Below are 11,724 nucleotides of genomic sequence, written 5' to 3' on the forward strand. Positions count from 1 at the left end.
TGAGGGAGAGCAGGAAGACGGGGCTCTCGCCGGCCTGGAAACGGTCCACGAGCTCCTCGCGGCGGGCCACCGGGGTACCCCCGTGCAGCAGTTGGTGGGAGATCCCGCGCGCGGTCAGATGCCGCTCGATGATGCGGGCCATCGTCACGTACTGCGTGAAGACCAGCACCGAGCCGCCCTCGGCCAGGATCGTGTCGAGCAGCTCGTCGAGCAGGGCCAGCTTCCCGGAGCGGTGCGCGATCCGGGGCTCCGCCTCCTTCAGATACTGCGCGGGGTGGTTGCAGATCTGCTTGAGCGAGGCCAGCAGCTTCATGATCATGCCGCGCCGCTCGATGCCCTCGCTCGCGCCGATCACGGCCATCGCCTCGTCGACCGCGGCCTGGTAGAGGGAGACCTGCTCGCGGGTGAGCGAGACGGGGTGGTCGGTCTCCGTCTTCGGCGGCAGCTCGGGCGCGATCCCGGGATCGGACTTCTTGCGCCGCAGCAGGAACGGCCGTACCAGCGCGGCCAGTCGGGCCACCGCCGCCTCGTTGCCGCCGTCCTCCTCCGTCTGGTGCTCCACGGGCCGGGCGTGGCGGGCCCGGAACGTGGTGAGCGGGCCGAGCAGCCCCGGCGTGGTCCAGTCGAGGAGCGCCCACAGCTCGGAGAGGTTGTTCTCCACCGGGGTACCGGTCAGCGCCACCCGCGCGGGCGCCGGGATCGTGCGCAGTGCCTTGGCGGTCGCCGAGTGCGGGTTCTTGACGTGCTGGGCCTCGTCGGCGACGACCATGCCCCAGGGCTGTTCGGCCAGCCGGGCCGCTCCCGCGCGCATCGTCCCGTAGGTGGTGAGAACGAATCCGCCCTCGAGCCCTTCGAGGCTGCGGCCGGCTCCGTGGAAGCGGCGCACCGGGGTGCCGGGGGCGAACTTCTCGATCTCCCGCTGCCAGTTGCCCAGCAGCGAGGCCGGGCAGACCACCAGCGTCGGCTCGGGGCGGTCCCGGTGCAGGTGGAGGGCGATCAGCGTGACCGTCTTGCCCAGTCCCATGTCGTCGGCGAGGCAGCCGCCGAGTCCGAGCGAGGTCATCAGGTCCAGCCAGGCCAGGCCGCGGGCCTGGTAGTCGCGCAGGGTCGCCTTGAGCCCGGCGGGCTGGGGCAGCGGGGCCAGTTCCCCGGTCAGCCGGTCGCGCAGGGCGGCGAGCGCCCCGACGGGGACCGCCTCCACCGGCTCGCCCTCGACCTCGGTCGTCCCCGAAAGGACGGCGGCCAGCGCGTCCACCGGGTCCAGCAGGCCCAGCTCCCGCTTGCGCGCCTTGCGCACCAGCTCCGGATCGACGCGCACCCACTGGTCGCGCAGCCGCACGACGGGCCGGTGGGCCTGCGCGAGCGCATCCATCTCCCCCGGGGTGAGCCGGTCGCCGCCCAGCGCCAGCTCCCAGGAGAAGGCGAAGAGGTGCTCGGCGTCGAAGAAGGCGGTGCCGTCGGTGGCGGACCCGGGCGCGGTGGAGCGTACGACCGCGGTCGCCGACAGCGTACGGGCCAGGTCGCGCGGCCAGTGGACCAGGACTCCGGCCGCCGCCAGCCGGGTCGCGGCGCGGCCGAGGAGGTCTTCGAGTTCCGCGTCCGAGAGGGCCAGGACATCGGGGACCGGCTGGTCCAGCAGGCGCAGCAGCGGCGGCCAGACCCGGGCCGCGCGGCGCAGCGCGAGCACGGCGTCGATCCGGGCGCGGGGTCCGAAGCCGGCCGCGGCGGCGCCCGCCCAGAGAATCGAGGCGTCCGTGACCAGCGTCGGGTCGGCGAGGCTGTGCACCTGGACGACGGCGGCCCCGGCGCGGCGGGTGTCCTCCCCCTCGGCCTCGTCGAAGAGCCGGAAGGAGGACAGGTCGAGCCGCAGCGAGATCCCGACGCCGGCGTCCGCGCCGGAGGCGACCTGCGCCACCCAGTCCCGCATGCCCGGGACGTGCTGCGGCTCCCGGGCGGCGAACGGCCGGCCCGCGGCGAAGGGGGCCGCCGGGGTCCGGGGCAGGCTGTCGGCGACGGCGTCGAGGAACGCCCGGACCAGCGCGACCGGTTCGGGCAGTTGCAGCGGGCGCCGGCCGGGGAGCGGAGTGGCGTACCCCTCGTGGGGCATCGCGGCGGCAACCGCCCGCAGGTGCCCGACGTCCTCGGCGTCCAGGGGCCCGGCCCGCCAGGCGTCGATCCCCTCGGGGGTCAGCCCGGGCAGCAGCCGCCCCCGGGCCACGAGCGTCAGCGCCTGAACGGCGGCGGTCCCCCAGGCCCGCGTCGCGGGATGCGCGGCAGGACTGCGAACCGCGCGCACGAGCAACGGCAGGGCGGCGGTCACCGTGAGGAAGACAGCGGGCACGTCCCGACGACGGACCCCGTCACCGTGCGCCCGAACAACCCCCAACGCCCCAGGCACACCTCTGCCCTCGCCTTCGGCGGGCAGCGATCCCCCGTCGGGCGCCCAGAAGGCGATCCGGCTCTCCCGCGGAACGGCCCCGGGCACGAACACAGCGGCACAGCGAAGCAGCCCTCCCGGCTCCACAGAAGCCTGCCCCCGCACCATGCTGTCCCCCCTTCACCCTCGGACGGCCGTACTGATCCCTCTGCCGACGAGTCTAGGCGCGCCCACTGACAATCCACCTGACCTGCAGATTCACCCGCCGCCGGGGCACGGAGCGCCGGGCACGGGTTTCAGCGGGTCCAGCGGGCCTGCTCGTGGGCGAAGCCGTACACCGGGCGGCCCGGGGGTGCCGCGGAGGTGCGCCAGGGATGGCCGTCGGCGTCGACGCGCAGCGTGCCGGAGCCGGTGGGGGAGGTCCAGCGCAGGTCCAGATACCAGTCGCAGTCGCAGCCGGTGGTGGTCGCCTCCACCCGTAGGACGGCCGGTTCGGCGGCCGAGACCCGGAGCGGGAAGGCGGGGGCCTCGATGCGCTCCCCCGCGTCGTTGCCCGCCACGGGACGGGCCAGCGGGCGCGGCGCGTCCAGGTTCACCGCGAAGCCGGCCGGTGTGAGCGCCCCGCCGCAGCCCCGGGACATCTCGTAGACGTTCCACGGGAGCGGGGTCCGCCGCGCGGCCACCCGTACCGCCAGGTCCTGCAGGACCACGGCGTCCGGACCCGTGCCGTGCAGGGTCACCTCCACGATCTGCGTCCGCGCGTGCACGGCCCCGCGCGCCGCCGCCCACGCGGGCGCGTCCGCCTCGACGGGAGGTGGTGGCACCGCCGAGGGACCCGGCTCGGCGAGGTACGCGTGGTCGCAGCCGGACGCCCACACGTGCGACCGTACGCCCGCGCGCAGCGGCACCGCCGACGCCGACGCCGACGGCACCGATACCGAAGCCTTCGGGCCGGTCACGGCCGTCGCGGCCGCCGCCGAGCTCGGCGTCGGGTTCACCTCGGCCGTCGCCGCCGGTCCGGCCTGCGGCGCGCGCGGATCCGGACCCGTCCGGCCCGTTGGACCGGACGTACCCGACGGCGCGAAAGCCACGAACCCCGCCGCGAGCGCGGCAACCCCCACGGCCGCCCCGACCAGGAGCCCGCGGCGCCTGGGCCCCACCACGGGCACGACAGGCACGCCCGGCCCGGCATCCACCTCTGCGCCCGCCACCGTCGGCACCCCTGCAACCGACGCCGCCGCATGCCCGTCGGGCCCTGTCGGGACCCCTGCGGACGAACCCGCTGACACCGCCGACGCCCGGCGTCTGGCGTCCGCGAGGAGCCACGCTCGGTGCAGGTCCAATGCCTCCCCCGGGGTGGCTCCGCAGGCGCGCGCGAAGCGGTCCACTGGTGCGAACTCCGCGGGTACCGCCTCGCCGTTGCAGTACCGGTGCAGGGTCGACGTGCTCGTGTACAGGCGCCGCGCGAGCGCCCCGTAGCTCAGTGCGGACCTGTCCTTCAGCTCCCGCATCGCCCGCGCGAACGACTCCGCCTCGGCCGACCTCTCCGCCTCACCCACGCCGTCTCCCCGTCCCGCTACCCCGTTCCATGCATGGGGTGTTCCCCCAGGTGACAGCGCGTACGGCCGTTCCAGTGTCCCGGTTCCTCCACAAACCGTCGCCCCGTGCCCCGGTCCGGGTAGAGGCTCTACGCCGACAGCGGCGCAGCAGCCCAGCCGCACAGCCCGAACACCCAGCGCATCCAGCGCACCCGCACGGGGAGACCGCCATGTTCCGACGCACCGCCCGCACCACCACCGCCCTCACGGCAGCGGCAGCGGCGGCTGCCGCCGCCCTCGTCCTGACCGCCTCCACCGCCACCGCCGCCACCGCGCCCGGGTTCATCGGCGGCGCCGACCTGCCCCCGCACCCGGGCTCGCCCTGGTACGCCGGCGAGGTCACCAAGGGCCTGCCCGAGTCCGCCCCGTTCTGCCTGGAGGGCGCCCTCCCTGCGGCCGGGAGCTGGCACCGTGTCTTCGGCACCGAGTTCGACACGGGCGCGGTCCAGGTCTCCGTGCGCGCCTCCTCCGCCGGCGCCGCCGCCGGGCTCGCCGCCTCGCTCGAGCGGAAGGTGGCCGCCTGCGCCGCCGACTGGCTGCGGGCCACCCCGGGCGGGACGGCCTCCTGGCAGGACTACGGGAAGCTCTCCGTCGAGGAGGGAGCGCACGTCTACGGGGTGCACACCTCGCTCCCGGAGTCCGAGCCCGGCGTGCACCTCTACGGGATCGGGCGCGACGGCTCCACCGTGACGGTCGTGCAGTGGGGGCAGATGGGCAATCTCTCCGACGCGCCGGTCCCGGCCTTCAAGAAGACGACGACCGCGGCCGTGAACAAGCTCAACCCCTGACGCCGCACGTCCCCGGTGGGACCATGGAAGGAGGTCGGACAGAGGACAGAGGACAGAGGACAGAGGCAGAGGCAGAGGCAGGACGACCGCGTCGAGGCGATGGCCATGCGTACGGGAAACGAGCCGGTGACCGCCCGCAGCGCGCTGCGGCTGCGGTTCTGGCTGAGCCTGTGGGGACTGCTCTGGTCCGGTGCCGGCGCGGCGGTGTTCGCGCTCGCCGCGAGGCCCGGCTGGGCCGCCGCGTGCGCCGCCGTCGCCGTGCTGGCTGCCGTGGACCTGGCCGTCGTGTTCCGCCACATCCGCCAGGGCCCGCACTACCAGCCCGGCCCCGACATCCCCCCGTACGAGCCGCCCCGAAGGTAGCGGACCGGAGGGAGTGGACCGGAGGTGGACCCAAGCCCCGGGAGCGGGCCTACTCCTCGAACCGGGCCGCCGCCAAGTAGTCCGGCCGGGGGTCCAGCGCGGCCGCCAGCCGGAAGTGCTTGCGGGCCTGCTCGGGCCGGCCGGAGCGCTCGTGGGTGCGGGCCAGCGCGAAGTGGGCGAAGGCGTTGTCCGGCTCCCGCTCCAGCACCAGCTCGAACTCCAGCTCCGCCGGACGCAGTTGGGCCGCCGCGAAGAAGGCGCGGGCACGCAGCAGCCGGGCCGCCGTGTTCTCCGGGTGGGCGGCTATGACCGAGTCGAGCAGTTTCACGGCACCGCGCGGGTCGCGCGCGGCGAGGAGCTGCTCGGCGGCCCGGTAGTCGATGACGTGGGTCTCGGGCGACGGCGGCGAGGACGGCGGCGGCGGGAGCTGCGGCGTGGAGTCGGACACGGTCTCTACCTTCCCTTCGTCGGCGTGTTCAACGCCCCGCGGCCCGTCGGCTATCGCGCCCGGGCCTCGAGTTCCTCCCACACCTTGCGCACCTGCGGTTCCAGCGCTTCCAGCGGCCCGTCGTTGTCGATCACGAGCGTGGCCACGGCGAGCCGCTGCTCCCGCGTGGCCTGCGCGGCCATCCGGGCCCGCGCCTCCCCCTCGTCCATGCCGCGCAGCGCGGTGAGCCGGGCCAGCTGGGTGGCGGGCGCCGCGTCCACCACGACGACCAGGTCGTACAGCGGCGCGAGCCCGTTCTCCGCGAGCAGCGGTACGTCGTGCACCACGATCGCGTCGGGTCCCGCGGCGGCTTCCAGCTCGGCGGAGCGGGCTCCGACGAGCGGGTGCACGATCCCGTTGAGGGTCCGCAGCTTCTCGGGGTCGGCGAAGACGATCGACCCCAGCTTCGGCCGGTCCAGCTCGCCCCCCGGGGTCAGCACGGACTCCCCGAAGGCCGCCACGACGGCCGCGAGCCCGGGCGTGCCCGGCTCCACGACCTCGCGGGCGATCCGGTCGGCGTCCACGAGGACCGCCCCGTACCCCGCCAGCAGCCGCGAGACCTCGCTCTTGCCGGCGCCGATTCCGCCTGTCAGGCCAACTTTCAACATGCCCGGCAGACTAGCCTCCGCGCCCCGGGGCCCGTACAGCCCCCTGCCCCGGACGGTGCCCGGTGGCTCAGCCCTCACCCTCGCGCTCCGCGAGGAACCGCTCGAACTCGCGCCCGATCTCGTCCGCCGAGGGGATCTCCGCGGGCTCCGCGATCATGTTGCCGCGGGTCTCGGCGCCGGCCGCCGCGTCGTACTGGTGCTCCAGTCCCTGGACGAGGCTGACGAGCTCCTCGTCGCCCTCCCGGATCTGCCGGTCGATCTCCGTCTGGGTGCGGTGCGCCTCGGTGCGCAGCGCGTGCGCGACCGCCGGCAGGACCAGCCCGGTCGCGGCCGTGATCGCCTCCAGGACGGTCAGCGCGGCGTCCGGGTACGGCGAGCGCGCCACGTAGTGCGGTACGTGGGCGGCGACGCCCAGTACGTCGTGCCCGGCCTGGCCGAGGCGGAACTCCACCAGCGATTCGGCGCTGCCCGGCACCTGCGCCTCGTCGAAGGGGCTGCGGTGGCCCGGCATGAGGTCGGTCCGGTTGCCGTGCGGGGTGATCCCGACGGGCCGGGTGTGCGGGACGCCCATGGGGATGCCGTGGAAGTTGACGGAGAGCCGCACGCCGAGGCGCTCGACGATCTGCCGGACGGCGACGGCGAACCGCTCCCACTCCACGTCCGGCTCGGGGCCCGACAGCAGCAGGAAGGGCGCGCCCGTGGCGTCCTGGACCAGGCGCACCTCCAGGAGGGGCTCCTCGAACTCCGTCCAGTGGTCGCGCTGGAAGGTCAGCAGCGGGCGGCGGGCCCGGTAGTCCACCAGCCGGTCCGCGTCGAAACGGGCCACGACCTGGTGGGGCAGGGTGTCGAGCAGCCGCTCGACGATCTGCTCACCGGTCTCGCCCGCGTCGATGTACCCCTCGAAGTGGTAGAGCATGACCAGCCCGGCCGAGTCCTGGGCGAGCGCCAGGTCGGCCACCGCCAGGCCCTTGGCGTCCCATTCGTACAAACCCTGTGGATCAAGCACCGTCACCACTCCTCCTCGCCGCGTTCTCTGCCAAGAACGTCCAAGGAGCCGTGACCATTCCCCAGTTGGCGGTATTCACCGCAACCCGTGCGATCTTCGCGGTCCGCCGCGGCCCGCGCGGGGCGCCCGTACAACGCGGGAAGGCCCGCCCCCCGAAGGGGACGGGCCTTGCCGTGGAACATTCAGCTCGGCTCACGCCGCCCGCGAGCGGGCGGCGTGTCGCGCTGCTGCGATCAGCTCTGGCCGCCGGCCAGCTTCTCGCGGAGCGCGGCCAGGGCCTCGTCCGACGCCAGGGCGCCGGAGGTCTCGTCCGCACCCTCGGAGGAGTACGAACCACCCGAGATGCCCGCACCGGCGCTGCTGCCACCGGCGGCCGGAGCGGCCGCACCCTCGGCAGCGGCGGCCTCGTCGGCCTCGCGGCTCTTGATGACCTGAGCCTGGTGCTGCTCGAAGCGCTGCTGCGCCTCGGCGTACTGGGTCTCCCAGGCCTCGCGCTGCTTGTCGAAGCCCTCGAGCCAGTCGTTGGTCTCGGGGTCGAAGCCCTCGGGGTAGATGTAGTTGCCCTGGTCGTCGTAGGACGCGGCCATGCCGTACAGGGTCGGGTCGAACTCGACCGACGCCGGGTCGGCACCGAAGGACTCGTTGGCCTGCTTCAGCGACAGCGAGATCCGGCGACGCTCGAGGTCGATGTCGATGACCTTGACGAAGATCTCGTCGTTGACCTGGACGACCTGCTCCGGGATCTCCACGTGGCGCTCGGCCAGCTCGGAGATGTGGACCAGACCCTCGATGCCCTCGTCCACGCGGACGAACGCACCGAACGGAACCAGCTTGGTGACCTTACCCGGGACGACCTGACCGATCTGGTGGGTCCGGGCGAACTGCTGCCACGGGTCTTCCTGCGTCGCCTTCAGCGACAGGGAGACGCGCTCGCGGTCCATGTCGACGTCGAGGACCTCGACGGTGACTTCCTGACCGACCTCGACAACCTCGGACGGGTGGTCGATGTGCTTCCAGGACAGCTCGGAGACGTGGACGAGACCGTCGACGCCGCCCAGGTCCACGAAGGCACCGAAGTTGACGATCGAGGAAACGACGCCGGAGCGGACCTGACCCTTCTGCAGGGTGGTGAGGAACGTCTGGCGAACCTCGGACTGGGTCTGCTCGAGCCAGGCGCGGCGGGACAGGACCACGTTGTTGCGGTTCTTGTCCAGCTCGATGATCTTCGCCTCGAGCTCCTTGCCCACGTAGGGCTGGAGGTCGCGGACGCGACGCATCTCGACGAGGGAAGCCGGGAGGAAGCCACGGAGGCCGATGTCGAGGATGAGACCACCCTTGACGACCTCGATGACGGTACCGGTGACGATGCCGTCTTCTTCCTTGATCTTCTCGATCGTGCCCCAGGCGCGCTCGTACTGCGCACGCTTCTTGGACAGGATCAGACGGCCTTCCTTGTCCTCCTTCTGGAGAACCAGGGCCTCGATCTCGTCGCCGACCTTGACGACCTCGTTCGGGTCGACATCGTGCTTGATCGAGAGTTCGCGGCTCGGAATGACGCCCTCGGTCTTGTAACCGATGTCGAGGAGAACCTCGTCACGGTCGACCTTCACGATGACGCCGTCGACGATGTCGCCGTCGTTGAAGTACTTGATCGTCTCGTCGATCGCGGCGAGGAACGCTGCCTCGTCACCGATGTCGTTGACCGCAACCTGCGGGGTGGTGGCGGTGGTCTCGGTGCTGCTCGTCATGTGGGTAAGGGCTCCGGTTACGGACAGAAAGTCGTAGGTACTGCTACGCCGGGAGCCCTTATCGGCATCTGCCGAAGAAGCCGGACAGCCAAGGAAGCCCCAGTTCCGCGAAACGCGGGGTGGGGGCCTCGAAAACCGAGGGGTCATCAACAGATACAAGCGCAGCCTGCTAGGTCTGAGGAGCACAGGCTCGCAGCGCAACTTGTAGCATACGGGGGCAGCCGGACAGGGTCAATGCGCGAAGGCGCACACCCCGGGCGGATCGCCACACAACCGGCACAATTAGTGGGCGGGCAGGCGCCGATGGCCCTTCCCGCCCGCTTTCCGCAGACATTCGCAGACTACGACGACGGGCCCCATGAACCAAGAGGACTACGCCCCCGAAGAAGCGTACGAAGCCGGCTCGGCCGCGGAGGACGACTCCGAGGCCACCCGGCGTGACGCCGGGGAAGCGGAGAGCAGCCGCGCGAGCCGTGGCTGGTGGGACCGCAACGCCGACGAGTACCAGAACGAGCACGGGGCCTTCCTCGGCGACGACCGCTTCGTCTGGGGCCCCGAGGGCCTGGACGAGGCGGAGGCGGCCCTCCTCGGCCCCGCCGCCTCCCTCAAGGACAAGGACGTCCTGGAGATCGGCGCCGGCGCCGCCCAGTGCTCGCGCTGGCTCGCCGCCCAGGGCGCCCGCCCCGTCGCCCTGGACCTCTCCCACCGCCAGCTCCAGCACGCCCTGCGCATCGGCGATGACGTCCCCCTCGTCGAGGCCGACGCCGGACGCCTCCCCTTCCGCGACGGCTCCTTCGACCTCGCCTGCTCCGCCTACGGCGCCGTCCCCTTCGTCGCCGACCCCGTGAACGTCATGCGCGAGGTCCACCGCGTCCTGCGCCCCGGCGGCCGCTGGGTCTTCTCCGTCACCCACCCCATCCGCTGGGCCTTCCCCGACGAGCCCGGCCCCGAGGGCCTGTCCGTGGCCGCCTCCTACTTCGACCGCACCCCGTACGTCGAGCAGGACGAGCAGGGCCGCGCCGTGTACGTGGAGCACCACCGCACCATCGGCGACCGGGTACGGGACGTGGTCGCGGGCGGCTTCCGCCTCCTCGACCTGGTCGAGCCGGAGTGGCCCGCCTGGAACCACCAGGAGTGGGGCGGCTGGTCCCCGCTGCGCGGCAACCTCATCCCCGGCACGGCGATCTTCGTGTGCGAGCGGGACTGACACCGTGATCCGTACGGCCGACCTCGACTCCCTTCCCGTCCGGGAAGCCGTGCCCGCGCTGGTCTCGGCGCTGGACGCCCACGGCACCGCCGTCCTGTGCGCCCCGCCCGGGACCGGCAAGACCACGCTCGTGCCCCTGGTACTGGCGGGGCTGACGGGGGGCGGCCCGCGCCGCCGGGTCGTGGTCGCCGAACCCCGCCGGATCGCCGCCCGCGCGGCGGCCCGCCGGATGGCCTGGCTGCTCGGCGAGCAGGTCGGCGCCTCCGTGGGCTTCACGGTGCGCGGCGAGCGGGTGGTGGGACCCTCCACCGTGATCGAGGTGGTCACCACCGGGGTGCTGCTCCAACGGCTCCAGCGGGACCAGGAACTGTCCGGGACCGACCTGGTGATCCTGGACGAGTGCCACGAGCGGCACCTGGACGCCGACACCGTCGCCGCCTTCCTCCTGGACGTACGCGAGACCCTGCGCCCGGAGCTGCGGCTCGTCGCGGCCTCGGCGACCACGGACGCGGCCGGCTGGGCGCAGCTTCTTGGTCGTGGCAGCCTGGGGGGCGCCCCCGTCGTGGAGGCGGCCGGCGTCTCCTACCCGGTGGAGACCGTGTGGGCCCCGCCGGCCCGGCCGGTGCGGCCCCCGCACGGGATGCGCGTGGACCCGGCGCAGCTGACGCACGTGGCCTCGGTGGTCCGGCGGGCACTGGCGGAACGTTCCGGCGACGTCCTGTGCTTCCTGCCCGGCGTCGGCGAGATCGCCCGGGTCGCCGGGCAGCTCGGCGGGGCCGACGCGGAGGTCCTGCAGATGCACGGCCGCGCCCCGGCCGCCGTACAGGACGCGGCGCTGTCGCCCGCGTCCCACCGCCGGGTCATCCTCTCCACCGCCGTCGCCGAATCCAGCCTGACCGTGCCCGGCGTACGGATCGTCGTGGACTCGGGGCTGGCCCGCGAACCCCGGGTCGACCACGCGCGGGGCCTGGGCGCGCTGGCGACCGTACGGGCGTCCCGCGCGGCCGGCCGCCAGCGCGCCGGCCGGGCCGGGCGCGAGGCCCCGGGCACGGTGTACCGCTGCTGGGCCGAAGCCGAGGACGGGCGGCTGCCCGCCTACCCCTCCCCCGAGATCCGGATCGCCGACCTGGCGCAGTTCGCCCTCCAGGCCGCCTGCTGGGGCGACCCCGACGCGGCCGGCCTGGCCCTGCTCGACCCGCCGCCGGCCGGAGCGATGGCCGCGGCGCGCGAAGTCCTGCTCGCCGTGGGCGCGGTCTCCCCGGCGGGGCAGCCGACGCCCCGCGGTGCCCGGATGGCCCGCCTCGGGCTGCACCCGCGACTGGCCCGGGCCCTGCTCGACGGCTCCGCCGCGGTGGGGCCCCGGCGGGCCGCGGAAGTCGTGGCGTTGCTGAGCGAGGAGCCGCCGCGCGAGTACGGGGACGACCTGGCCGCCGCCTGGCGCCGGGCCCGCGCGGGCGGCGACCCGTACGCGTCCCGCTGGCGCGCGGAGGCCAAGCGCCTGGAGCGCGCCGCCGCCGAAGGAAGCCCTGCGGGGCATTCCCC

At 73.8% G+C, this 11,724-nt stretch carries 10 protein-coding genes; 4 read left to right on the plus strand and 6 right to left on the minus strand.

All coding sequences use genetic code 11. The features are described from left to right. On the minus strand, positions 1–2,545 hold a 2,545-nt coding region (locus ACWGDE_RS29080; RefSeq protein ID WP_453392003.1), incomplete at its 3' end, for an SNF2-related protein. A 128-nt stretch (positions 2,546–2,673) separates the two neighbouring features. After that, positions 2,674–3,936: a helix-turn-helix domain-containing protein gene (locus ACWGDE_RS29085; RefSeq protein WP_453392004.1), complete on the minus strand. Its 1,263-nt coding sequence runs from the start codon at positions 3,934–3,936 to the stop codon at positions 2,674–2,676. Between the two features lie 209 nt (positions 3,937–4,145). Here ACWGDE_RS29085 and ACWGDE_RS29090 point away from each other — a divergent pair, with 209 nt between their 5' ends. Next, positions 4,146–4,763 (plus strand): hypothetical protein, encoded by a 618-nt coding sequence (locus ACWGDE_RS29090; protein WP_453392005.1) that lies wholly within the window; start codon positions 4,146–4,148, stop codon positions 4,761–4,763. 105 nt (positions 4,764–4,868) lie between these two features. Next, entirely contained in the window at positions 4,869–5,126 is a 258-nt protein-coding gene (locus tag ACWGDE_RS29095) for a DUF6343 family protein (protein ID WP_453392006.1), read from the plus strand. Between the two features lie 49 nt (positions 5,127–5,175). Here the strand turns inward: ACWGDE_RS29095 and ACWGDE_RS29100 are convergent, their stop codons facing one another. From ACWGDE_RS29100 to rpsA, 4 genes are all read right to left on the minus strand, one after another. Next, positions 5,176–5,574 (minus strand): tetratricopeptide repeat protein, encoded by a 399-nt coding sequence (locus tag ACWGDE_RS29100; protein ID WP_453392007.1) that lies wholly within the window; start codon positions 5,572–5,574, stop codon positions 5,176–5,178. 50 nt (positions 5,575–5,624) lie between these two features. Then, the gene (gene coaE / locus ACWGDE_RS29105; RefSeq protein WP_453392008.1) at positions 5,625–6,221 is read right to left on the minus strand and encodes a dephospho-CoA kinase; all 597 of its coding nucleotides are present in this window, start codon (positions 6,219–6,221) and stop codon (positions 5,625–5,627) included. Positions 6,222–6,288: 67 nt separating this feature from the next. Further along, positions 6,289–7,227 carry a PAC2 family protein gene (locus ACWGDE_RS29110; RefSeq protein ID WP_453392009.1) on the minus strand — a complete coding sequence of 313 codons (939 nt, stop codon included), beginning with the start codon at positions 7,225–7,227 and terminating at the stop codon, positions 6,289–6,291. A gap of 233 nt (positions 7,228–7,460) precedes the next feature. Continuing rightward, the gene (gene rpsA / locus ACWGDE_RS29115) at positions 7,461–8,975 is read right to left on the minus strand and encodes a 30S ribosomal protein S1 (RefSeq protein WP_453392010.1); all 1,515 of its coding nucleotides are present in this window, start codon (positions 8,973–8,975) and stop codon (positions 7,461–7,463) included. 358 nt (positions 8,976–9,333) lie between these two features. Here rpsA and ACWGDE_RS29120 point away from each other — a divergent pair, with 358 nt between their 5' ends. Both ACWGDE_RS29120 and ACWGDE_RS29125 read left to right on the plus strand, forming a co-directional pair. Continuing rightward, on the plus strand, positions 9,334–10,182 hold the full coding sequence (locus ACWGDE_RS29120) for a class I SAM-dependent methyltransferase (protein WP_453392011.1): 849 nt from the start codon (positions 9,334–9,336) through the stop codon (positions 10,180–10,182). 4 nt (positions 10,183–10,186) lie between these two features. After that, a partial coding sequence (locus ACWGDE_RS29125) for a DEAD/DEAH box helicase (RefSeq protein ID WP_453392012.1) occupies positions 10,187–11,724 on the plus strand: 1,538 nt, incomplete at its 3' end.

It is taken from the genome of Streptomyces sp. NPDC054956 (assembly GCF_053609185.1).